This is a genomic window from Niallia sp. M35 (assembly GCF_050971705.1).
Taxonomy (GTDB): domain Bacteria; phylum Bacillota; class Bacilli; order Bacillales; family Cytobacillaceae; genus Niallia; species Niallia circulans_A.
Map to the genome: position 1 here is coordinate 114,237 of NZ_JBPCEP010000008.1, position 23,648 is coordinate 137,884.

Here is a 23,648-nt window from a genome sequence, read left to right on the forward strand (position 1 = left end):
AACAAAAGAGGTCAAATTAGTTGTACATCAATGCACAGTATAGGCGGTATTATCATATAGTAGATAAGGATATCTTTAACGTGGGAGGATAGAATTTCATGCATAAAGCATCTAATCAACAAAGCTGGAACATACCATCTTATCATACCGCTTATACGCATCCTGTGTCTTTTGATAACAGACAGTATCATCCATATTTAAATCAAGGTCAATGGAATGGAGCAGGCATGAACGGGCAAAATTTCTATAACATACCACCGATGCAGCCGAATTATCAAAATAACCAATCAAGTTATTACCACCCGCAAAATGCTTATAAAAACAATACACAAGATATATTCCAAAATCCACTTCATTATATGGAGAACAGCGAACAGAATCAATATACAACCAATTATATGAATCAAAATCAAGGCTTTATGAATCCATATCCAAAGCAGTCCTTTATTCCAAAAAAACAAGGAAATATGAAAAGCATCATGAATTCTTTTAAATCACAAGATGGTTCTTTAGATTTTAATAAAATGATGGATACTGCAGGAATGATGATGAATGCAATGAACCAAGTAACAGGCTTGGTAAAAGGAGTCGGTGGAATCTTTAAGGTGTAACATACCATACTAATACGAAGTAATAAGCGGAGGCTGTCATGTGACAGCCTCCATTTCTTTTTCTCTACTTACCAGCGGTGTGCTTTTGCATTACTTCTTAGAATGATATTATTCTGAGACATTTGCGTATGCCCATTTACTTGGGATTTAGAACGTTTAGGTCTCGTCCAATTGTGATGAAAAAGCGCAGAATGAGAATCTAACTGATCTCTATAACTCATCATATCACCTCAGGAAGTAAGATTAGAAAGAAGTAGAAGGGATAGAAAAGATATCTCTCCTTCTAGCGTATAGAAGGAGAGGATTTTCTTTTAACACCCACTATTAATATGTGCAGAGAAAGGAGAATTTACTCTTTCTGAATTAGTTTCTATCCTCAATCATAATTTTTTTCCCTTTTTGTTTAGGGACTTTAATTGTAAGCAATCCATTTTGATACGATGCTGTTACTTTTCTTTCATCAATTGGATGAGGAAACGCAATGCTTCTGCTGTTTCGTTTATACGTTTTACTTGTATGAAATGTTTTAGTCTGCGAATTTTCCTCTGTTAGAATTTCCTGATGATTAATGCTGATAGTTAAATAATGATCATAGATGTCCAATTGAATTTGCTCTTTATTAACTCCGGGCAGTTCTGCTTTAATAATCGTGGCACCTTCTGTTTCATTTACACTTAATGGAAAAGCCGTATTTGGAAATGGGTTACTAAAAAATTCATCCATTTGCTGCAGGAAGTTTTTCACTGGCTTTTCCTGAAAAAACTGATTCATGGAACGCATGAATCCATTAAATGGTTGCGGTGTTTTTTCTTTTTTGTTTGGGTCGATTGGGAAATTGGATGACATAATTAAATTCACTCCTTACACTTAAAACATGAATGAAAGATTCAAACATTTTTTAATTACTTTTAAGATAACTGAAAGGGATATACCTTTTTTTCCTATCCTATGCCCAATAGCTTAAATTGGTGTTTGGATTCTCATATTTTGAAATACAATATGCTCAGGTGGGTTTTTCGTTCATCCATATTGAAAAAAGTGATATATTAAAGGAAAAAGAAAGAAAGGAAGTTTTTATAGATGAATCATATTGTAGTTGACAATGAACAACTATCCTATATAGAAGAAGGAAAAGGAGAAACCGTTATATTAATTCATGGTTTTTGCGGAAGTGTTGATTATTGGGAGTATATTATTCCACTCCTTTCAGAAAATTTCCATGTGATAGCAGTAGATCTAAGAGGACATGGCAGCTCTACCTATAGGGGCGAATCATTTGAGATAGAAGATTTAGCCAAGGATATAAATAAACTATTGGAAAAATTAGAGATAGACAAAGTATATATGTTTGGCCATTCGCTCGGCGGCTATGTAACATTGGCATTTGCTGAACTTTTTGCCGAGCATTTAAAAGGATTTGGCTTAGTACACTCCACTGCTTATCCTGATACAGAAGAAGGGAAAGAAGGACGATTAAAGGCTATTCGTAAAATCCAAGATCTTGGAATAAAAGAGTTTGTCAATGGGTTAATTCCTAATTTATTCGCAGATGAATCACTAAGGGATTTACCTAATGAAATAGAAAAAGCGAAAAAAATTGGCTATCAAACTGATGGAATTGCGGCGATGGAGACACAAGCAGCAATGAGAAAAAGACCAGATAGAAATGGTGTAATTGAACAGGCAAATGTTCCTGTTTTACTTATAAAGGGGACGAAAGATAAAGTGGTTTCCTTAGATCGCGTTACTTCTGCTTCAAATCCGAAAGTGTCAGAAGTTCAATTAGAAACAGGGCATATGAGTATGCAGGAAGCCCCACAGAAGTTGGCAAACGCCATTTATTCCTTTATTTCGTCAAATAGTAAATAATGGTTGCTTTTTTCTTGTTAAAATCTCTTTTAAATCGAACATCTATTCGGTAAAATAGATATAGTAGAGGTGAAACAAAATGAAAGTACGTAAAAATCTTCAAGAAATTATAAGGGATTTAAAAACAAAAGATGAATATAAAGAAAGAATTTCTTTTTGGCATACAATAGAAGCGAAAGAGGCGGTTACCGTTCCTCTTCCAGATGATTTAATTCCTAATTTAAAAGATGCTTTGCAAAAGCGCGGGGTCACCCGGTTATATACACATCAACATTCATCGTATCAAGCAATTCGGGAAGGAAAAAGTATCGTTGCTGTTACCCCAACAGCATCAGGTAAAACGCTTTGCTACAATCTGCCGGTCATCCAGTCGATTGCAGAGGACAAAAACGCCCGAGCATTATATATGTTTCCTACAAAGGCACTTGCACAGGATCAGAAAAGTGAATTGAATGAATTAATTGAAAGTGCAGAACTACAAATAAACAGTTATACATATGATGGAGATACACCAGCTTCTATTCGGCAAAAAGTTCGAAAAGCTGGCCATATTGTTATTACCAATCCAGATATGCTTCATTCTGCCATTTTGCCCCATCATACAAAATGGGTATCTCTATTTGAAAATCTTAAGTACGTCATTATCGATGAGCTGCATATATACAGAGGTGTATTTGGGAGTCATGTAGCCAATGTTATCCGTAGGTTAAAACGGATTTGTGCATTTTATGGCAGCAATCCTATCTTTATATGTACATCTGCTACGATTGCAAATCCAAAAGAACTAGCGGAAAATTTAACAGAACAGCGGGTTCAATTAATAAATAATAATGGTGCTCCAAGTGGAAAGAAACATTTTGTTTTTTATAATCCTCCTATTGTGAATATCCCTTTGAATATAAGGAGAAGTGCTACTTTAGAAGTACGCCAATTAGCAGGTGAGTTGCTGAAAAATAAAATTCAAACAATTATTTTTGCCAAAAGCCGTGTACGAGTAGAGATATTACTTACGTATTTACAGGAACTTGTCAAATTTCAACTTGGACCTAAGTCTATTCGCGGCTATCGAGGTGGCTATTTGCCAACAGAAAGAAGAGAAATTGAACAGGGATTACGTCAAGGCAATATTTATGGAGTGGTCAGTACAAATGCGTTAGAGCTAGGAGTAGACATTGGACAACTTCAAGCTTGTGTCATGACTGGATACCCGGGTACAATTGCAAGTTCGTGGCAGCAAGCAGGAAGAGCAGGTCGCAGACATGACGAATCTCTTGTCATTATGGTCGCTAGCTCAAGTCCTCTTGATCAGTATATGGTGGCAAATCCAGATTATTTTTTTAGCAGAAATCCAGAAACGGCGAGAATAAATCCTGATAATCTTATTATTCTCATAGATCATATGAAATGTGCAGCATATGAACTACCCTTTAAAGAAGGGGATACCTTTGGTAATTGTGAAATTACCGAAATTCTTGAATTTTTAACAGATGAGCGCATTCTCTTTCAAAATGGGGATAAATGGTATTGGATGAATGATTCTTTTCCAGCTCATAATATTAGTCTCCGTTCCGCTTCTCAAGAAAATATTGTTATTATTGATATCTCGGATGTAAGTAAAAGCAGAGTAATTGGAGAAAGCGATCGCTTTTCAGCGATGACGTTATTGCATGAAGAAGCAATTTATATGCATCAAGGAATTCAATATCAAGTAGAAAAGCTTGATTGGGAAGAAAAGAAAGCCTATGTCCGCGAGGTAAGTGTCGATTATTATACAGATGCAAATTTAGCGGTATCTTTAAAAGTGTTAGAAGAAGACAATAAAAGTAACTATCAAAAAGCAGAAACTGGATTTGGTGATGTCAGCATTGTTGCAATGAGCACCATTTTTAAAAAAATAAAATTTGAAACCCACGAAAATATTGGATCTGGCCCGATTACTCTGCCAGAAGAGGAGCTCCATACAAATGCAGCATGGATTTCTTTCCAACCAAGTGATCTAGAATGGGAACAAGAGCAAACAGAACAGGGGCTATTAGGGGTTGCTCATGCGTTAAAGCATATTGCCCCATTACTTGTTATGGCAGATCCACAAGATTTGCATGTAGTCCCACAAGTTAAAGCAGAACATAATGAAAAAGCAACAATATTCTTCTATGACCAATATCCTGGCGGGATTGGTTTAAGTAAGAAGATATATGAAGAAATGCCTGCAGTATTAAAAGAAGCAAAAAAAATGGTGGGAAATTGTTCCTGTGAATACGGCTGTCCTTCCTGCATAGGGACAGAGAGCCATGCACATAACAGTAAAAGAGATGTAATGAAAATTCTCTCGCTTTTAGAGAATAGTGAGATTTCCATATAAGGGGATTAAAATGTCTATTAAAAATAAATTGAACAGAATGAAGACGCATCTAAAAAAAGAAGAGCAAACCCTTCCTGTGAAAAATCCCGAAGCAAAAAAGGGGACAATCCCATTCATGAAGGAGTGGGAACAGGAAAATGTCTCGCCTTATTGGTTAGATAGTGAATATTGCTTAATTCGGGAAGTGCGCTATCCTCTTGATTATAAACACGGGAATTATACGTTTCGAGATTTTTGTGGGGTGGTCGATGAATGGAATAAGGCAAGCTATGATCATCCTCTTTCTGCAAAAGGACATCAGCCTAAGGATTTATTCTTTTTTGATACAGAAACAACAGGACTTGGAGGCGGTGCAGGCAATACTATTTTTATCCTTGGTTACGCTCAGCTGCAACAAGAGGAGATCGTTTTAAAACAGCATGTATTGCCACATCCTGGAGCAGAAGTGCCTTTATTTAATAGTTTTTTAGAAAATGTAGACTATACAACGCTCGTAACCTATAATGGCAAGGCCTTTGATTGGCCGCAAGTAAAAACAAGGCATACGCTAATTAAGGAGCATGTACCAAAGCTTCCTGAATTTGGTCACTTTGATTTGTACCACGCTTCCCGCCGTATGTGGAAGCATCGTTTAGAAAGAACAAAATTATCTATCGTGGAAGAAGAAATTCTTGGAGTAAAACGGAAGGATGACATTCCTGGGTTTCTTGCTCCGATGATTTATTTTGATTTTGTAGAACGAAAAAATCCTGAAGGCATGCTTGGCATCTTAAAGCATAATGAAATAGATATTCTTTCTTTAATCACCTTGTACACCCATCTAAGCAGTCAATTGCTAAGAAAAGATCAAGAAATCAGTGCAAGAGAGACTTTAGAGGTAGGGAAATGGTACGCAATTATCGGGCAAACGGACGTTGCCAAGCAAAACCTAGAGAGTATCAAGGACCAGGATAAAGAAGTGCTTTTAGAAGCAGCTTTTTTATTGGCTAAGGAATATAAAAGAGAGAAGAAGTTTGAAGATGCTCTTAGCTTGTGGCAAAAAATTACGGAAACATATACATGGGAGACGAATCAAATTATTGTAATTCAATCCCTTATCGAACTAGCAAAATTCGCTGAACATAAAGAGAAAAATCCGCAAAAAGCATTGCAACTCACAAAAAAAGCGCAAAATCTATTTTATGAACAAGAAACTTTACCGAAGATGGAGCAGGAACTTCAAAAAAGGTACGAACGTCTAATAAGAAAACTGCATACGATTTAGTGAATTCAATAATTCCATTAATAACCTAGTTGGATGTACTCTCTTTCCCTATTAAAATTAGTATTGGAAAATACTATTTTCCTGAATGAAGATAGGGAAAAAAAGAAGTAATTTCATAGAATGATAAATAGTCTAATTGAAACACAATGGAGTGAACGAATTGTATAAAGTAGTTATGTGTTTATTTTTGTGCTAGTTTGTTTAACCATGATTTTATTTTCAACACTAAAAGACAGCTTTTATACCTTTCTTTTATACAATTTTTTGCATTGATAAACAAAGATTTAAAAAACATAACAAAATAGGTGTTTGTATTAGTACAAGATTATCCCTTTCAACATAAGTTGTTACTGTAAGATAACTAATTTATTTGAGAGGAGATTTTCTTATGCATTGTAAACCTAATAATATTTTACCTGCAGTAGTTCATCCAACAAAATGTTGTGTGAATAACACTTTTACAAATAATATTGTGCCACATATTCATCCAACTCATACTACTACTGTAAATCATGTGAACTACGAGCACCAACATTTCTTCCCGCACACTCAATCTAGTGAGACTGTAGTAACTAATACTCAAGCTAATATGGGTCCTGCTCCAGCTCCATTCCCAACTGCGCCTACAGCACCTGCTTTTCCTCAAATGGGAGGAACTCCATTTACAGCTACTGGTCAATTCTTCCCAGGTCAAGCTGGTATGTCTGGAATGCCTGGTGGATTTCCATTCAGAAAACGATAAGGAAAAAACACAAGAGGCTTTTTCAGTTCCTTGTAGATGATTGTAGACAAAAAGGGATCGGAATGTTTTCATTCTGGTCCTCTTTTGTCATTTCGGGTCTGTTTTTTTTCATTTTTATACGGAGTTTTTTGCTATAAAGCAGAACAAATTAGCCTTAAGCTATAGATTAATGAGAATACGAGGAAGAAGTAGTGTAGCATTTCTTTTTTTTATCTGGAAATGAGTGAAAATATATTAGGTGGATTATTTTCATTCATTTTATCAAATACTTATCATATAATGAATCTGTAATGTTAGACTGGCTGGGAAAAGCAATCTTTGGCTAAAAAAGTATAAATTCTTTATGGGTTAATATATTTATGATATATTTTAAAGTAACTACGGTAATTGTGAAGGAGTTCCTTATATTATTATGAAAATAGCCGTCATTTCTGGCTATAAGCCTTTCGAAATTGGAATATTTAAGCGAGACGAATTAGCAGCCGAATACATAAAGATAGCAATTAGAAAGAACTTGCTAGCAATGCTGGAAGAAGGACTTGAGTGGGTATTAATTAGTGGCCAGCTTGGAACAGAGCTATGGGCTGCAGAAGTAGTATATGATTTGCAGATGGAAGAATACCCAGACTTAAAACTAGGGGTGATTACGCCTTTCCTTGAACAGGAACAGAATTGGAAAGAGGCTAATCAAGAATGGTATGAAGAAATAATCATGCAAGCTGATTTTGTTGATTCTGTTTCGAAGAAGCCCTATGAGAGTCCCCAGCAATTAAAAGATAAGAATATTTTTTTACTAAAAAAAAGTGATGCATTACTGCTTTTTTATGATGAAGAGAAACCTGGTAGTCCTAAGTACTTATATGAGCTAGCACTAAAGTATCAAGAGCAAAACACGTATGAAATTCGTAAAATTCAATTTTCAGATCTCCAAGATATTGTTGAAGAAATAAGGTTTCAGGACGAGTATTAATAGATTTATTGACAAAATGGCGTTTCTTTGAAAAAATAATTGAGATAAATGGTAATCGACTGAGGTGAGCGATAAATGCTATCAGATAAAATGAAACTAACAGCAAAAGATATTTTAGAAAAAGAATTTAAAACAGGTGTAAGAGGCTATAAACCAGAAGAAGTTGATAAGTTTTTGGATTTAATTATTAAAGATTATGAAACCCTTCACCAAGAAATTGAAGAACTGCAACAAGAGAATTTACGTTTGAAGAAGCTAGCAGAGGAAGCTAGTCGTAGACAGCCTGCTCCAACGACAGCTGGAACTACAAACTTCGATATCTTAAAAAGATTATCTAATTTAGAAAAGCATGTATTTGGAAGTAAGCTATATGATTAATGTTATTTAATAGACTGTGCATTATTGTAGTTGGAAAGATTATAAATTCCTATAATAACCATTGCATTAACTAGGTAAAACAACTATAATAGCTATTGTATCAATAAAACGCTTTGGTAATCGCTGCAAACATTGTTTGTAGAGGAAAGTCCATGCTCGCACAAGCTGAGATGCTTGTAGTGTTCGTGCCTAGTCAAAAAATAAGCTAGGGCAGCATATTAATGCTGACGGCAGGGAAAATACCTAAGTCTTCGGATATGGTATGAATACTTTTAAAGTGCCACAGTGACGTAGCTTTGTCAGAAATGACAAGGGTGGAACGAGGTAAACCCCACGAGCGAGAAACCCAAATTATGGTAGGGGAACTTTCTCTGAGGAAATGAACGGAAGAGAAGGACAGAAATTAATTTCTGTAGATAGATGATTACCGCCTTAGTACGAGATAAAAAGTCGCATGAGTACAAAGGAACAGAACATGGCTTATAGAGCGTGATATTGATTATGATGATAATAACATGACAAAGGGTGACACGTAGATTTGTGTCTGATATGCTGGGAGAATTTTTTCTAATCAGTATGTCATTCATATAATCTGGTCATCCTTTTTATATGGAATATACATACTAATTTGAAGCTATAGAAAGAGTAATAATGATACATAAGAAAATACAGCTAAAAGGATGATAAAGGAGTCGTTATGAGAAATTTTGACTTAATTGCTACTGCAGCAATGGGACTTGAAGCAATAGTTGCAAAAGAGGTAAGAGAGCTAGGCTATGAATGTACGGTTGATAATGGTAAGGTTTTATTTAAAGGCGACGAAAAGGCAATTGCAAAAAGTAATATGTGGCTTCGTACTGCTGATCGTGTAAAGATTAAAGTTGCTGAATTTAAAGCCACAACCTTTGATGAGCTTTTTGAAAAAACGAAAGCAATAAGATGGGAAGAATATCTTCCGGTAAATGCACAATTCCCTGTTTCAGGTAAATCTGTGAAATCAAAGCTTTTTAGTGTATCGGACTGTCAAGCAATTGTTAAAAAGGCGATTGTTAATCGGATAAGCACTCATTATAAGAAAACAGGTTGGCTAGAGGAAAACGGCGCGTTATTTAAGATTGAAGTTGCTATTTTAAAGGATATCGTTACATTAACGATTGATACTTCAGGACAAGGACTCCATAAAAGGGGATATCGTGCAGGGCAAGGGGAAGCACCTTTAAAAGAGACACTTGCTGCTGCCTTAATTTTATTAACCAATTGGACTGCGGATCGACCTTTTGTAGATCCTTTTTGTGGATCTGGTACCATTCCAATTGAAGCAGCTTTAATTGGGCAAAATATTGCACCTGGCTTTAATCGTGATTTTATCTCGGAAACATGGGATTGGATGCCAAGTGAAGTCTGGGAAGAGGTACGTCAAGAAGCAGAAGAAATTGCAAACTATGATCAACCACTGGAAATCATTGGCACAGATATCGATCATCGGATGATTCAAATAGCGCAAGAAAATGCTTTTGAAGCAGGATTGGGAGACCTTATTACATTTAAGCAAATGCAAGTAAGAGATTTTACCACAATGAAAGAGAATGGTGTTATTGTGGGTAATCCGCCATATGGAGAACGGTTAGGCGATAAACCGTCTGTTCAAAAAATGTATCAGGAAATGGGCCAAGCATTTGCACCACTTGAAACATGGTCTATTTATATGCTTACAAGTGATGAAGAGTTTGAAACACATTATGGCAGGAAAGCGACGAAAAAACGCAAACTATTCAATGGATTCATTCGAACAGATTATTATCAATACTGGGGCAAGCGAAAAAGAGACTAATACATAAAGTCTGCTTTTTAGGAAGTTACATCTGATAAATAAGTATATTTTTTGAGTAACAGTATATATTTATTCTATACGTAATTTTCTGGAGGGAAGTTTTATGAAAGATAGTAATATAGATTATACAAAAATAATCGGTGCTTTAAATTCATCAGTGAATTTAATAGAAGAAGAAGGTATTGCCGATCAAGCTGTTTTACAGCAATTATCTACAGCACAACAAATGGTTCAGCAGGCCATGACTTATTCCTTATCAAGGGATAGAGGGTAAGAGAAAGCAAACTGTTATAATCCACAAAACAAATAATAATGAAATGATGTAAGAGAGGGTGCCTGATTCTTTTGAAGGCAACCCTCTTTTCACTTGAATATTGCAGTCAAATTGACTATGATTAAGGTTCGTCATGAAAAAATTAAGCAAATTATTCTTTGCTTATTAAATAGATAAAGATTAAAGACAAGCAGCATAATTCGTAGGTCGGAGGGGTTTACATGCAAAATAGCATGCCATTTGAAGTATCAAAAACTGAATCATTTTACGAGAAGCTGGGAGAATGGATTGGCGATGTCTTTTATGACATTCTTCCAGAAGCAGGTTATGAACTACGTGATGAGCAAGTATATATGGCTTATCAATTAGAAAAAGCGTTTAAGGAAAGGAAAACAATTTTTGCAGAGGCTGGAGTAGGAACTGGAAAGACCTTTGTCTATTTATTATATAGCATTTGTTATGCCCGTTATGTAAACAAGCCTGCCATTATTGCTTGTTCAGATGAGACGTTAATTGAACAGCTAGTTAAAAAAGAAGGCGATATTGCAAAGTTAGAGGAGGCGCTTGGATTAAATATTGATGTTCGTTTAGCTAAATCACGAAATCAATATTTATGCTTAACTAAACTGGATCAAAAAATTACATTCGAAGATACGTATAATACGATTTATGACAGCCTTCCAGATTTTGTGCACGGAACAGGTTCATTACAATCTTTTTCACCCTATGGAGACAGAAAAGACTATCCAGATTTGAATGATAAGGAATGGGAAGGGGTAGCATGGGATTCCATGCAAGATTGTTTTACTTGTGATAAAAGACATCGCTGTGGGCAGACATTACATCGAGATTACTATCGTAATGCTAAGGATTTAATCATTTGTTCTCATGACTTTTATATGGAGCATATTTGGACAAAAGAAGCTAGAAAAAGGGAAGGACAGCTTCCTTTATTACCTGATAGTGCTTGTGTTGTTTTTGATGAAGGACATTTATTAGAATATGCTGCCCAAAGTGCATTAACATACCGATTGACAGAGCAAAACTTAGAAAATCTCTTAACGCGTTTAATGGCAAACGATGTACGTGAGAAAACCTTAAATATTATTGAAGAAACTATTTATCAAAATGAACAGTTTTTTAGAGAACTAACAGATGCTTCCTATAAAACAGAGGGTTCAGATAAACAGGAAATCAAAAAAACGGATCGAGTAATCCAAGCCGGTAAAAAATTAGCAGGCTATATTTCTGAGCTAGAGGAAGAGCTTGTCTTTGAAAGTGAAATGTATGTTATCAATGAGTACGATTTAAAAGTTGTAGAAGAATATTTAGAGCAGATTTCTCATTCGTTAGGGTTATTTTTAAAGGAAATGAACGGAATAACCTGGTTTGAGGAAAATAACGGGGAAAGAACACTTGTTATTATGCCAAGACTTGTACAAGATATTATGCAAGAAGAAGTATTTAGTCAACAAAAACCGATTGTCTTCTCTTCGGCAACATTATCTGAGAATAAATCCTTTGAATATATGGCCAAAAGTATTGGCGCAGCTGATTATTTATCGTTTTCTGTTGATTCTCCGTTTGATTATGAAGAGAATATGGCTGTATATATTAAGTCATTCAATCAGAATGAAGACAAAGAAAAACAAGCATATTGTTATGAAGAGTTAATAAAAGCAGATGGTCGATCGCTTGTTCTTTTCAATAGTAAAGAAGATTTAGCTAGATTTAAGGACAATCTGCCACAGGAATTTTCTTTGCCGATATATTTTGAAGGGGAAAGAGAAATTAGTACCCTTGTTTCAAAATTTCAAAATGAGGAACAATCAATCCTTTGTGCAGTAAACCTATGGGAAGGACTAGATGTACCAGGGCGATCATTAGAAAACGTATTTATCTATTCTTTGCCATTCCCTCCAAATGATCCGGTTTATAAAAGCAAACGGGAAAATGTGGAAAATCCTTTTCTAGAAGTCGATTTACCATATATGGTATTAAGACTGCGTCAAGGTGTTGGTCGTTTAATCCGTACACATGAAGATAAAGGTACCATTCATTTATGTATGGATACCAATGTAGCAGACCTAGTAAAGAATGCTGTAATCGAAGCATTACCAGTAACAGCAATGTAATTGGTTAAATAATAAAATGACTCATAAGAAATTCTAAGTTGTTATCGAACAATGCATGAATTATCTTATGAGTTTTTTGTATGGTTATTCTCTTATAGGGTTGTCCGATTCTGTGCGTGATACCCACAACCCTTTTTTAGGTTATACAAAGTTTCTAAGTACATTCCTCTAATTGTTTGGTTGTATATTTGCTTGGAATACCTATATCTCAACGCAAAACAATATGTTAAGATAAAATTATATAGATAAGAAAAGAGGAGAGTATATTGTCTATTAATCAAAAAGAAATGGAAGAACAATTTTTAAATTATGTGAAAAAGATAGGGGCATACAATGAAGCACTTGCTCTAATTTACTGGGATTTACGTACAGGTGCTCCAAAAAAGGGAGTAGACCAACGAACAGAAGTAATTGGTGTCCTATCTTCTGAATTATTTGAATTATCAACTTCTGAAGAGCTAGAGGCCTATCTTACTGTTCTGTCTGAGGAAAGTATCCAAGATCAATTATCACCAATTACAAGAAAGACAGTGGAAGAAATGAAAAAGGAATTTGATCGCAATAAAAAAATTCCTGCAGACGAACATAAAGAATATGTGATGCTCCAATCAAAAGCGGAAAGTGTATGGGAAGAAGCGAAAGAAAAAGCGGATTTTTCCTTGTTTCAGCCTTATCTTGAAAAATTAGTAGAGATGAATAAACGATTCATTGAATATTGGGGACATAAAGAAAATAAATATGATGTTTTATTAGATATGTATGAGCCAGGCATGACGGTTGCGATTTTAGATGAAGTATTTTCAAATGTAAAAGATAAAATTATCCCGTTAGTACATAAAATTGCTGCTTCAAAGAATAGCCCGACTACTGACTTTTTATATCAGCCATTTCCAGCAGAAAATCAAGAGGCGTTTAGTCTTGATGTATTAAAACAAGTAGGTTACGATTTTGATGCTGGACGTCTAGATAAAACGGTGCATCCATTTGCGACTGGAATCAATCCTGGAGATGTTCGAATTACAACTAAATACGATGAATCTGACTTTAGAGTGGCAGTTTTTGGAACGATCCATGAAGCAGGTCATGCACTGTATGAACAAAATATTTCGAAAGAGCTAATCGGAACACCATTATGCACTGGTACCTCAATGGGTATTCATGAATCCCAATCACTATTTTATGAAAATTTTGTGGGAAGAAATCTTGCTTTCTGGAAGCATAATTATGAAGCTTTGAAATCATTTGCTAATGGTCAATTTGATGAAGTGACTGTGGAAGACTTTTATCGAGCAATTAATGAATCAAAGCCTTCATTGATTAGAATCGAAGCAGATGAACTAACATATCCACTACATATTATGATCCGTTATGAAATGGAGAAGGGCTTATTTGATGGTGATTTCGAAGTGAAGGATTTGCCGGCTATATGGAATGAAAAGTACAAAACTTATTTGGGGGTAGTTCCTGAAAATGATGGAGAGGGTGTTCTCCAAGATGTACATTGGGCAGGGGGAAGCTTTGGATATTTCCCATCCTATGCTCTAGGCTATATGTATGCTGCCCAACTAAAGCAGGTAATGGTGAAAGATATACCTGATTTCGATGCGTTATTAGAGCAGGGTAACTTGCTTCCTATTAAAGAGTGGCTGAATGAAAAAATTCATCGTTTTGGGAAAATGAAAAAACCGCTCGAAATATTAAAGGATGTAACAGGGGAAGGATTAAACGCCCAATATTTAATTGATTATTTATACAAAAAATATAGTGATGTTTATCAGCTTGAACTTTAATAGATCTATCCTCCGATCGCGATATGGAGGGATTTTTATAAGGTAGCTCTCAATAAACCAGAATATAAGCTAAGCGGGTAAACTTCTCTCGTTTCGGCACATATTCCACAATTGATAAATATACTAATATATGTTTATGAAGAAGTGAGTGTGATATATATGGTGAATTATTATTGTAGCTACTGCCTGACCATCTATAAAGAAAAGACAATATGCAAATGCTGTGGGCATAAAGCGGAGAATCTAATAAAAATAGAAGTACAAAGCCATACAGATAGTAAGTAAATTGTGAAAAAAGCAGAAGAAATATTTACTTCTGCTTTTTTCGTGTTTGTTCTATGATAATATGCAATAAGAGTTATCTATCATCATGTGGAAAATAACAAACAAGTTATGAGACAAAAAAATGTGGCAAGCTAAAAGATTGTCAAAACAATACTTTAAATCTCTAAAATTAGCACAATGTTTAATTGCCCAATATTTTGAAGCGAAATCGGCAGGGTTAGAGCCTTATCAAACCCAGAAAGCTTCGTTTGACCTGCTAAAACAGTAGGTGGTGTAATATCTATTTCAATTCCACTTTGAGATACAAAGGTAGATAAATTTCCAGCAAGCATATTACCTAATTCCCCAGAGAATGATTCTAGCATTGGCCCTTCCAAGAACATCCCATACATGGATTCGCCAATCTTACCAAAAACCTGTTCGTTTCCGTCAATAATAATTCGACCACGGAAATCACCTGTTAATCCTATTAAAACCCCTAAAGATTGTAAAATAAATGGTGATACAGTTAAACCTGGCTTCTCAATTTGTAGTTCGCAGGGAATAACACCTTTTACAGCTTCTATAGTTGCGTTTAAAATTTCAGTAGTACTTTTTGTTAATGTCACTAACTATTCCCCCATCCGTCTGATAAAAATATCTTATCATAAATTAGACCTATTTTGTTTATATTTTTTCATGAAAATAGGTTATTTTTCGTGGTGCATATTTCCTATTTTTGTTGGTTTAACAGACTTTATAAGAAAAAATACTAAAAATTGGATAACTTTTTTCTTATTGAAAATGATTTTCAATAGTGATATTATTTAATTGAGATAGAGAATTATTCTCAGGTAAAATGATAGGGGTGTAACGAATGATAGCTTTTCCTATTGGTGTAACGATTATCAGTTATTTATTTATTATGAAATATGTTTTACATAATACTACAAATGCAACGAAATAATGGAAATAACATATAAAAAGGATTATACTGTTTTTCCTTTACAGCACTCCTACAGGTAGGTACATAGTGCTGTAAAGGAAAAACAGTTTTTTATTTTATTATGTAAATTATAGTGAGGGAAAAAGTTATAAGGGTATTTCTTATCTTACCGTCACACACATTAGTCAGTACTTAAATTACAAGGAAAATGAACCAAGTTATTTTGTCTTCGCTTTCAATTTTCAGTTTATTTTACTTTATTGTTATGTGGAAAATAGTTAAAATAAAAGAAATACATAGATGAAAAGGAGTATATCATGCTTTCAACGAATATAGACACATTACATAAATGGGCAGCATATTACCAATATTTTTTGGCATATGATGATCAACAAACTGCGCAAAGATTGCAAGAGCTTATTAAAAAAGCGACAAGACAAGAATTTATTGCAACTTTTTGTGGTCATTATTCTGCCGGGAAATCAAGCATGATTAACAACTTAGTTGGTACAACAGTTTTACCAACAAGTCCTATTCCAACAACAGCTAATATTATCCGAGTAAAAAAGGGTGGCAAGCAGCTGAAAGTTTTATATCATTCTAATCAAGCAGATGTCTATAAAGAAGTGCTTGATATCAAAACAGTTCTACAGGCAACAGAAAGAGTGGAGGATATAAAGGAATTAGAGGTTCGATTAGATACGGAGCTGCTAATAAAGAATGCTATTTTAATGGATACCCCAGGAATAGATAGTACAGATCAAGCTCATCAATTAGCAACAGAATCTAGTATCCATCTTGCAGATATTATTTTTTATGTAGTTGATTATAATCATGTTCAGTCGGAAATCAACTTTGACTTTACAAAAGAGCTTGTGGATTCAGGTAAGAAATTTGTGTTAATTGTTAATCAGATGGATAAACATCGAGAAGTAGAAATTTCGTTTGCAGATTTTAAGCAAAGTGTATATGATTCTTTTTTATCCTATGGGATAAAGCCAGAGAAAATATTCTTTACAACCTTAATCGAAACCAATTATTTCTATCAAGGATTGGCAGAATTAAAGACCTATGTTATAAGAAAAATGGAAGAACAAGAGTTAATACTGCCCTACTCCTTGGAAGAATCTTTTCAAAAGCTATATAAAGATCATATTTCCTTTATAGAAACAAAGAATGCTGAAATAATCGCTCCTTTCGAAGATCAGTTATCAGAATTAACAGAAGAAGAGTATCATTCTTTAGAAGCAAGCTTAGAGTCAACCAAAAAAGCCATTCAAACAATGGATGAAACTGAAAATAAAACAGTAATGTCATTAGAAAATGAGTGGCATTCAATTATTAAGAATGCCTATATCATGCCATATAATCTTCGGGAACTGGCTAAATCATATCTAGAATCAGAACAGAAAAATTTTAAAATTGGCCTATTTGGTAGTAAAAGCAAAACGCAAAAGGAAAGAGAAGATAGACTTTTAACTTTTTACACAGAATTGGAAAAGCTTGTTCAAATTCAATTAATAACACCATTATCTCAGTTTTTTGAGAAACAGGGGAAGGCAGAGTTTTTTTCGCTAATTAAAGGACTGACATCTATTTTAAGTATCCAGACATTAAAAGCGTTAGTAAATAAAAACGCACAGCTTTCCGAAAATTATGTTCTAGTCTATTGTGAAACAGTTGAAAATGATTTGAAGCAGTCTTTCAGGAAAGAAATCACCCAACTATTTAATAGGTGGAAAGAAGAACGAAAGCAACAATTACAGATTGAAAAAGAAAACCTTCTAAAAGAACAAAAGAAATGGCAAGCATTTGTAAACTGTAAGGTGAAAAAAGAAGAAGTAGAGATTAAATGGCAAGTGTGGAAAGAAGAGCTGGAACATCTTTGTGAAGCACAAAACGTAGACGAGAGCATTTTGCGAAGTTTACTTGATACAAGCGAGGAAGAGATAACTTATCGGTCACTATCCTCTTCCAAAACAAAAAACGTACAAAAGAATCTAAAACCTGTTGAAGTTCAAAAACAAAACGAAAGGAAGGAAATGGATACAGATTTATTATTAAAACAGTTGCGCTTTTTAAGCAGCAGGCTTCAACAAGTAAAGGGATTTGCGCATATAGCGAAGAATTTATTCCATAAAGCTGCCATTATTGAAAATCGAACATATACTATATGCTTATTTGGAGCTTTTAGTGCTGGAAAATCTTCATTTGCCAATGCATTACTTGATTATCCCATTTTGCCGGTATCACCAAACCCAACAACTGCTACCATAAACAGAATATTACCAATTGATGAAGAGCATCCACATAAAACAGTTATTGTAAAATGGAAGTCAGAGTCAGAAATGCTTAGAGAAATAAATGACTATTTACAGCTAGTGAAGGAAGAGGCCAATTCTTTAGAAGCTGCACAAAAGATAATAAACACGCTCGCGGCAAATCCAATGGAGAGATATGCTAATGAATTTCGCTATCTTCAAGCTTTCCTGAAAGGGTATTCTGACCATCGTCATTATTTAGGCAGTGAGACCAATATTGAATTAGAAGAGCTTTCAAATTATGTGGCAATAGAAGAGACCTCTTGTTTCGTGGCATCCATTGATGTTTATTTTGATTGTCAGATTACGAGAAAAGGAATAACACTTGTTGATACTCCAGGAGGAGACTCCATTAACAGCAGACATACGGAATTAAGCTTTGAATTTATGAAAAAGGCAGATTGTATTTTTTATGTCAGCTACTATAATCACGCATTTTCCAAAGCAGACCGTGCGTTTTTAATGCAGCTTGGACGATTAAAGGATGCCTTTGAAAAGGATAAAATATTCTTTGTCATTAATGCAATTGATTTAGCAAAGGATCAAGAAGAGCAAGCAGCAGTAGAGGAATATTTGCAAGAGCAATTGCAGTTATATGGGATACGTTCGCCAAGAATTCTTCCTGTTTCTAGTCTTTATTATAAGCATGATGTTTACGGGAAGTGGATGCAAAAAGCAGAAGAACAAATGTATGACTTTATCGAGCATGAGTGGCTGTCCATGATGCTTCAATCTGCTCAAAAAGATTACGTGGAAACAATAGATTTATTAAAGAAATTGGTGGAATCAACTTTTGCAAAAAAAGAAGTAGCAGAACAAGAGTTATCGAGATTGAAGGAGGAAAAATGGACCATTCTATCTCAAATAGAAAGTAAAGATTTCCAGCATGCTCTGGAAAAATTCAAAATGGAAGTAGAGGAGCAATTGTTTTATATAAAGCAAAGAGTGATGTTTCGACTGCATGAGATAATGAAGGAAGCTTATCATCCATCAATCTTACGAGGAGACAATAAGAAAAGGGAAATATCACTTGCGACTACTTCGTTTCTCATTCAGTTGAATTTTGAATTTGAACAAGAGTTACGAGCAGTAAACGTGAGACTAGATCAACTCTTTTATAAACAAAAAATAGAGGGTTATGAGGAAGTTCGGCATTTGATTCAGTCTATCAATAAAGAAATTCGTTTACAAGAAGAAATAGAAAGAGAGTTAGATTCTAATATAATATTTCATGCCCCTTTTAAAGAATTAGATACTATTCTTAATAAAATTGGCATCAAATATTACAAAAATCCGAAGAGTTTTTTTGAAAAGAATGAACGAAAGAATATGGGAGTAGAAATGGAACAATTGGTGGATGAGCATGGTAACAAATATATAAAGGAACAAACTAACTCCTTTTTTGCTTTTTATAAAGAATTGTTTGCACAACATATCGATATACTTCTTGTTAATCTGAAAGAACAAGTAGCCGAATATTATGATGGCAAAACGGCATTATTAACTGAACATGAAAATATTGAAAAACTAGAGTGGATTATTAAAGAATCAGTACAAACAGAGTTTGCGCAACAAACGAATTAGAAAAGAGAACAGTCGTGGAGGGATAACGATGGAAATTGTAAAAAGTGTTGATTGGTTAAATAAAAACATAGATCAAGATACGATTAGGGTAATTGATTGTCGCTGTGATTTAAAGAATCCTGATGCCGGTATCGAGTGGTATAAAAAAGGTCATATCCCAAATAGTGTTTATTTTCACCTGGAAAAAGATCTTTCCGCTCCAATCAGCAACCATGGGGGACGGCATCCATTGCCAAATATAGAAGAATTTGTTCATAAGTTAGAAAACATAGGTGTTGCAAAGGATACAATAGTCATTGCCTATGATAATGGGGATGGGGCATCTTCCGGGAGACTATGGTGGCTAATGAACTATATAGGTCATTCGAAAACATACATTTTAGATGGCGGCTATAAGGAATGGCTAAAGAAGGATTATCCTACTTCACAAGAAGTCCCTGCTTTTTCAAAGAGTAATTTCTCTCCTCTGATTCAGTCGCATATGATTGCCACTTATGAGGAGGTTTCAGAATTAGTAAAAACAAAAGACCAAGATAAGATATTGATTGATTCTAGGGAGCATAAAAGGTATACAGGAGAAATAGAGCCAATTGATAAGAAAAAGGGACATATTCCAGGAGCAATAAACTTTGTATGGACAGAAGGGATAGAAAACGGCTTCTTTTTAGCAGAAAGGGAGCAAAAGAGTAGATTCTCTTCTCTAGATGCAAATAAAGAATATATTGTCTATTGTGGTTCTGGCATAACTGCTACTCCTAATTTTATTTCCTTAAAAATGGCTGGACTTGATAAGGTCAAGCTTTATCCAGGCAGTTTTAGTGATTGGATTTCTTATGAAGAAAATGAAGTTGAAACCTGTTTGCCAATTGACTTGAAAGATGAAAAAGAGGAGAATTCTCTTTGAAAAAATATAAAGAATGAGACTAACTTTTAATTTTATGGGAAATGAACAAAAATAGGGCCAAACAATCAAACTTTTAAGTGATTGTTTGGCTTTATTTCCTTGTGGCGGATCCGAATGCCTCGTTAGACTCATAGATGCTGCCCTCAATATTCATATTCTATTATTTATCTATAGTGTTTGTTTACCTATGAATGACTACATTATTTCGTTTATATTGTTTGAAATTCAACCGTCCTCCTTTTTCTAAAGGCGCATTTTTCATTAAGGAATAAGACAATAAAAGAAAAACAATTGATAATCCAAATAAAATGGCAACAAATTTTAAATGATGTTCAAAAAATGTGGTTATGAAGATGCTCATATCACCAAATATAACAGCAATCGTTCCGAGTATTAGCAGTAACGTGGATGCAGCGAGTAAAAACGCCGTTCCGTAATTAAACCAAACCGTTTTTGCTAGCATTCCCAAACTAAATAGAAAGAAAATCCAAGAAAAATCTATCCAAAAATAAATAAGCCAGTTTGTGGTGTGGATGAATTTTGCAAAGTGAAAAAGATAATTGCCGCTTGTTAATAGTGTAGTGAAAAGATAGAATAAATTAAGGATTACTCCACTCAAAACACTATAAATGGCTGCGGAAAGATAGAAAGCTAATACAAACTGTTTTCTTGTCCCGCCTAATGAAAGGATATATTGATAACTAGTAAAATTAATAAATGGGTATAAAAGGAAAACGACAAATAAGGGACCGAACAAAATAAAGGAACCAGATTCTGCTACACCTATATATCCTAAAATATTATAAAAAACAAACAGAACAAAAGTAATACAAACGTTGATATAAAATGTCATGCTCATTTCTCGCATCATTAATCGGAATGGTCCTCTAAAAGTATTCATATTTTTTGTCCCTCTTTTCTGGTTGTATAGTTAACAAGATAATCCTGTAATTTAGCTTTTTCTATAGTAACACCTGCATCTTTTGCTTTAGATATCCAGTTATCCGAATAGATGTCGTCCATCATCACAGTCATTTGTTTTCCGAGTTTTCTTTTCTCTAAAATGGGATATCCTTCTATTAAAGGCTCAATTGCTGAAGCTAATCCAGATAAATGAACTCCACGACTTTTTAATTCTTCTGTTTCCTCAAACCGTACGATTGTCTGCTCGTTAATGACGGCAATTTTTTCACACAATGCTTCCATTTCATCAATATGATGTGTCGATAGAATGATTAAACGTGGATCTTCTTCATACGTATTTAAAAGTGCGTCATAGAACTGTTTTCTCATATGAGCATCCAGTCCATTTGTTGGTTCGTCCATTATCGTTACAGGTGATTTACTAGCTAAACCAAGGATGATTTGTAACATCGTTTGCATACCTTTAGAAAAATTCTTGATTTTCTTTTTCCGTGGTAGTTCGAATAGGGAAACCAGATGTTCGGCTAAATCTGCATCCCAGTTTTTGTTAAATAATGCACCGTAATGTAAGGCATCTTCGACATTCCAGAGAATCGAGAATGGATGATTTTCTTGTATATAAGTGATATTGTTCATTGTTTCTGTATTATTATATGGGATAATTCCACTTACATTGATTGTACCTGCATCAATATTCTCCATACCCGCTAAAAGTTTCATAAACGTTGTTTTACCAGAACCATTTCGACCCCAGAGCCCCATAATGATTGGTTCTATTTCCTCAATACTTACATTCCGCAGAGCAGGCGTATTTCCATATGAAAAAGAGACATTTTCGAGTTTAATCATGCTTATAATCCTCCTTAATTATTTTTAGTAATTCTTCTTTTTTTAATTCAAGACGCTTTGCTTCCTCAAACATTGGTTTTAAATAATCGTTGTAGAATTCTTCTTTGCGCTTTTCAAGCAACTTTTGCTTAGCATCTTTAGACACAAACATTCCAACACCCCGTTGCTTATATACATATCCAGCTTCCACTAATGCAGCGAGTCCTTTTTGCACCGTTGCACGATTTACTTGATAAAATTTAGAAATTTCGGTGGTGGAAGGAATTTGGTCACCTTCTAACAACTCACCTTCGACGATTTCATTCGCAATCATATCTGAAATTTGCTGAAAAATAGGTTTTGAGTCATCAAAAACAGCTTTCACGATCTGCCCCTTTCTTATAATGTTGATTGGTTGATTAGTTGTGTAATCAACTATAAAACAATAACAAAATATTGTCAATATACTTAAGCGGATATTTATTCTTTTAAGTAAGTAATAAAAAAAGAAAAAGCTACCAGCCACAAGGTTTAGAGATTCTGTTATAATGAACTAATGGATAAAGGAGAGATGCATTTTGAACAAGGAGAAACAGGCAAACCTAATGTTAGTAGATGGAATGGCGCTATTATTTCGTGCATTTTTTGCTACAGCAGTGACAGGTCAATTTATGGTCAATACAAAAGGAATTCCAACCAATGCGGTTCATGGTTTTGTAAAACACTTTTTCACAGCGATTGAACATTTTAATCCCTCTCATGTGGCGGTCTGTTGGGATATGGGAAGTACAACATTTCGCACAGAAATGTATCCGTCGTATAAAGCGAATCGTTCAGAAGCCCCAGTTGAACTAATTCCACAATTTGATTTAGTTAAGGAAGTTGTCGAAAGTTTTAATGTACCGAATATAGGCGTAGCAGGATTTGAAGCAGATGATTGTATAGGAACGATCGCAAAGCAAATGAAAGGGGAAGCTAATGTCACCATTCTTACAGGTGATCAGGATATCCTGCAATTATTAGATGACCATATCTCCGTAGCTCTATTAAAGAAAGGCTATGGTAATTATATGCTTTATACACCTTCTAGTTTTCAAGAAGAAAAAGGAATAACACCAAAACAAATGATTGATTTAAAAGGCTTAATGGGCGATACAAGCGACAATTACCCCGGAGTTAAAGGAATTGGCGAAAAAACAGCATTGAAGCTGCTGCAAGTTCATGAGAATATCGAAGGAATTCTAGCTAATTTATCACTTCTTACAAAGGGACAACGAACAAAGATTGAAGCGGATCTTGAAATGCTTCATTTAAGCAGGCAATTAGCAGAAATTAAATGTGACGTACCAGTAAGCTGTTTGCTAGAAGAAAGTTACTTAAATATCAATCCAGTAACTGCAGTAAAAAAATTCGAAGAGCTAGAGTTTAAAAGATTTCATCATTATGTAGAAAAGAAAGAAGCACTTACTTTATTTTAATAAGAGATTAACCCAAAAGATTAGGCGGAATGTTAATGGAATGTTTCGTATAATCTTTTTTTATTCGTTTGGTTTTTTTTAAGGGAAACTAGACATTTACATTTTTACAGATTCTCTTTTTCTGTTCCTTTATTCTATGTCTATTTGTAAGAAGGGGGAAAAGAATAAGAGAA

The 23,648-nt window shown here is 34.5% G+C and carries 20 protein-coding genes and 1 other RNA gene; 15 read left to right on the forward strand and 6 right to left on the reverse strand.

Annotated elements, in window-relative coordinates:
- The first annotated feature begins 98 nt into the window (after window positions 1–98).
- Window positions 99–611 carry a YppG family protein gene (locus NiCM35_RS12525; RefSeq protein ID WP_235850305.1) on the forward strand — a complete coding sequence of 171 codons (513 nt, stop codon included), beginning with the start codon at window positions 99–101 and terminating at the stop codon, window positions 609–611.
- A gap of 68 nt (window positions 612–679) precedes the next feature.
- Here NiCM35_RS12525 and NiCM35_RS12530 read toward each other — a convergent pair whose 3' ends face one another.
- Window positions 680–832, reverse strand: a complete 153-nt coding sequence (locus NiCM35_RS12530; protein ID WP_082138221.1) for a YpzG family protein — start codon at window positions 830–832, stop codon at window positions 680–682.
- Between the two features lie 142 nt (window positions 833–974).
- Window positions 975–1,457: an Hsp20/alpha crystallin family protein gene (locus NiCM35_RS12535; RefSeq protein WP_095331910.1), complete on the reverse strand. Its 483-nt coding sequence runs from the start codon at window positions 1,455–1,457 to the stop codon at window positions 975–977.
- Between the two features lie 234 nt (window positions 1,458–1,691).
- Here NiCM35_RS12535 and NiCM35_RS12540 point away from each other — a divergent pair, with 234 nt between their 5' ends.
- The 11 genes from NiCM35_RS12540 to NiCM35_RS12590 all read left to right on the forward strand — a co-directional run bounded on the left by NiCM35_RS12540 (window position 1,692) and on the right by NiCM35_RS12590 (window position 14,226).
- Entirely contained in the window at window positions 1,692–2,480 is a 789-nt protein-coding gene (locus NiCM35_RS12540; protein ID WP_095331912.1) for an alpha/beta fold hydrolase, read from the forward strand.
- 79 nt (window positions 2,481–2,559) lie between these two features.
- A complete protein-coding gene (locus NiCM35_RS12545) occupies window positions 2,560–4,842 on the forward strand; it encodes a DEAD/DEAH box helicase (RefSeq protein WP_433779672.1) in 2,283 nt (760 codons plus the stop codon).
- Between the two features lie 10 nt (window positions 4,843–4,852).
- Window positions 4,853–6,106 (forward strand): ribonuclease H-like domain-containing protein, encoded by a 1,254-nt coding sequence (locus NiCM35_RS12550; protein WP_433779674.1) that lies wholly within the window; start codon window positions 4,853–4,855, stop codon window positions 6,104–6,106.
- Window positions 6,107–6,494: 388 nt separating this feature from the next.
- The gene (locus NiCM35_RS12555) at window positions 6,495–6,848 is read left to right on the forward strand and encodes a CotD family spore coat protein (protein ID WP_095331918.1); all 354 of its coding nucleotides are present in this window, start codon (window positions 6,495–6,497) and stop codon (window positions 6,846–6,848) included.
- A gap of 412 nt (window positions 6,849–7,260) precedes the next feature.
- Complete coding sequence (locus NiCM35_RS12560) at window positions 7,261–7,818, forward strand: SLOG family protein (protein ID WP_204259857.1); 558 nt, start codon at window positions 7,261–7,263, stop codon at window positions 7,816–7,818.
- Window positions 7,819–7,893: 75 nt separating this feature from the next.
- Window positions 7,894–8,196, forward strand: a complete 303-nt coding sequence (gpsB, locus tag NiCM35_RS12565; RefSeq protein WP_047940407.1) for a cell division regulator GpsB — start codon at window positions 7,894–7,896, stop codon at window positions 8,194–8,196.
- 108 nt (window positions 8,197–8,304) lie between these two features.
- Window positions 8,305–8,684, forward strand: an RNA gene (gene rnpB / locus NiCM35_RS12570) — RNase P RNA component class B.
- A 209-nt stretch (window positions 8,685–8,893) separates the two neighbouring features.
- A complete protein-coding gene (locus NiCM35_RS12575; protein WP_123257832.1) occupies window positions 8,894–10,027 on the forward strand; it encodes a THUMP domain-containing class I SAM-dependent RNA methyltransferase in 1,134 nt (377 codons plus the stop codon).
- Between the two features lie 103 nt (window positions 10,028–10,130).
- Entirely contained in the window at window positions 10,131–10,301 is a 171-nt protein-coding gene (locus tag NiCM35_RS12580) for a hypothetical protein (protein ID WP_163186195.1), read from the forward strand.
- 221 nt (window positions 10,302–10,522) lie between these two features.
- The gene (locus NiCM35_RS12585) at window positions 10,523–12,436 is read left to right on the forward strand and encodes an ATP-dependent DNA helicase (RefSeq protein ID WP_095331924.1); all 1,914 of its coding nucleotides are present in this window, start codon (window positions 10,523–10,525) and stop codon (window positions 12,434–12,436) included.
- 287 nt (window positions 12,437–12,723) lie between these two features.
- On the forward strand, window positions 12,724–14,226 hold the full coding sequence (locus tag NiCM35_RS12590; RefSeq protein WP_371470799.1) for a carboxypeptidase M32: 1,503 nt from the start codon (window positions 12,724–12,726) through the stop codon (window positions 14,224–14,226).
- A gap of 440 nt (window positions 14,227–14,666) precedes the next feature.
- On the opposite strand, the gene NiCM35_RS12595 is transcribed toward NiCM35_RS12590, so the two are convergent.
- The gene (locus NiCM35_RS12595) at window positions 14,667–15,119 is read right to left on the reverse strand and encodes a chemotaxis protein CheX (RefSeq protein WP_123259299.1); all 453 of its coding nucleotides are present in this window, start codon (window positions 15,117–15,119) and stop codon (window positions 14,667–14,669) included.
- A 634-nt stretch (window positions 15,120–15,753) separates the two neighbouring features.
- Between NiCM35_RS12595 and NiCM35_RS12600 the strand changes: the two genes are divergently transcribed.
- Window positions 15,754–19,341, forward strand: coding sequence for a dynamin family protein (locus tag NiCM35_RS12600; protein ID WP_433779677.1), 3,588 nt, complete (start codon window positions 15,754–15,756; stop codon window positions 19,339–19,341).
- A gap of 34 nt (window positions 19,342–19,375) precedes the next feature.
- The gene (locus NiCM35_RS12605; RefSeq protein ID WP_123259134.1) at window positions 19,376–20,245 is read left to right on the forward strand and encodes a sulfurtransferase; all 870 of its coding nucleotides are present in this window, start codon (window positions 19,376–19,378) and stop codon (window positions 20,243–20,245) included.
- A 181-nt stretch (window positions 20,246–20,426) separates the two neighbouring features.
- On the opposite strand, the gene NiCM35_RS12610 is transcribed toward NiCM35_RS12605, so the two are convergent.
- The 3 genes from NiCM35_RS12610 to NiCM35_RS12620 are packed head-to-tail and all read right to left on the reverse strand — an operon-like array spanning window position 20,427 to window position 22,382.
- Entirely contained in the window at window positions 20,427–21,146 is a 720-nt protein-coding gene (locus NiCM35_RS12610; RefSeq protein WP_123259301.1) for a hypothetical protein, read from the reverse strand.
- A complete protein-coding gene (locus NiCM35_RS12615; RefSeq protein WP_123259302.1) occupies window positions 21,143–22,018 on the reverse strand; it encodes an ATP-binding cassette domain-containing protein in 876 nt (291 codons plus the stop codon). The genes NiCM35_RS12610 and NiCM35_RS12615 overlap by 4 nt, the downstream gene beginning before the upstream one ends.
- Entirely contained in the window at window positions 22,011–22,382 is a 372-nt protein-coding gene (locus tag NiCM35_RS12620) for a GntR family transcriptional regulator (protein ID WP_047940416.1), read from the reverse strand. Before NiCM35_RS12620 ends, NiCM35_RS12615 begins: the two co-directional genes overlap by 8 nt.
- A 220-nt stretch (window positions 22,383–22,602) precedes the next feature.
- Between NiCM35_RS12620 and NiCM35_RS12625 the strand changes: the two genes are divergently transcribed.
- Window positions 22,603–23,475 (forward strand): 5'-3' exonuclease, encoded by an 873-nt coding sequence (locus NiCM35_RS12625; RefSeq protein WP_095331956.1) that lies wholly within the window; start codon window positions 22,603–22,605, stop codon window positions 23,473–23,475.
- The last annotated feature ends 173 nt before the right edge of the window (window positions 23,476–23,648 follow it).

Excerpts from the sequence above, each read along its gene's own strand:
- NiCM35_RS12600 (WP_433779677.1), top strand. The coding sequence starts at position 15,754 with ATGCTTTCAACGAATATAGACACATTACATAAATGGGCAGCATATTAC.
- NiCM35_RS12590 (WP_371470799.1), top strand. The coding sequence starts at position 12,724 with ATGGAAGAACAATTTTTAAATTATGTGAAAAAGATAGGGGCATACAAT.
- NiCM35_RS12580 (WP_163186195.1), top strand. The coding sequence starts at position 10,131 with ATGAAAGATAGTAATATAGATTATACAAAAATAATCGGTGCTTTAAAT.
- NiCM35_RS12535 (WP_095331910.1), bottom strand. The coding sequence starts at position 1,457 with ATGTCATCCAATTTCCCAATCGACCCAAACAAAAAAGAAAAAACACCG.
- NiCM35_RS12625 (WP_095331956.1), top strand. The coding sequence starts at position 22,603 with ATGTTAGTAGATGGAATGGCGCTATTATTTCGTGCATTTTTTGCTACA.
- NiCM35_RS12575 (WP_123257832.1), top strand. The coding sequence starts at position 8,894 with ATGAGAAATTTTGACTTAATTGCTACTGCAGCAATGGGACTTGAAGCA.
- NiCM35_RS12545 (WP_433779672.1), top strand. The coding sequence starts at position 2,560 with ATGAAAGTACGTAAAAATCTTCAAGAAATTATAAGGGATTTAAAAACA.
- NiCM35_RS12560 (WP_204259857.1), top strand. The coding sequence starts at position 7,261 with ATGAAAATAGCCGTCATTTCTGGCTATAAGCCTTTCGAAATTGGAATA.
- NiCM35_RS12525 (WP_235850305.1), top strand. The coding sequence starts at position 99 with ATGCATAAAGCATCTAATCAACAAAGCTGGAACATACCATCTTATCAT.
- NiCM35_RS12585 (WP_095331924.1), top strand. The coding sequence starts at position 10,523 with ATGCAAAATAGCATGCCATTTGAAGTATCAAAAACTGAATCATTTTAC.
- NiCM35_RS12555 (WP_095331918.1), top strand. The coding sequence starts at position 6,495 with ATGCATTGTAAACCTAATAATATTTTACCTGCAGTAGTTCATCCAACA.
- NiCM35_RS12530 (WP_082138221.1), bottom strand. The coding sequence starts at position 832 with ATGAGTTATAGAGATCAGTTAGATTCTCATTCTGCGCTTTTTCATCAC.
- gpsB (WP_047940407.1), top strand. The coding sequence starts at position 7,894 with ATGCTATCAGATAAAATGAAACTAACAGCAAAAGATATTTTAGAAAAA.
- NiCM35_RS12610 (WP_123259301.1), bottom strand. The coding sequence starts at position 21,146 with ATGAATACTTTTAGAGGACCATTCCGATTAATGATGCGAGAAATGAGC.
- NiCM35_RS12540 (WP_095331912.1), top strand. The coding sequence starts at position 1,692 with ATGAATCATATTGTAGTTGACAATGAACAACTATCCTATATAGAAGAA.
- NiCM35_RS12615 (WP_123259302.1), bottom strand. The coding sequence starts at position 22,018 with ATGATTAAACTCGAAAATGTCTCTTTTTCATATGGAAATACGCCTGCT.
- NiCM35_RS12550 (WP_433779674.1), top strand. The coding sequence starts at position 4,853 with ATGTCTATTAAAAATAAATTGAACAGAATGAAGACGCATCTAAAAAAA.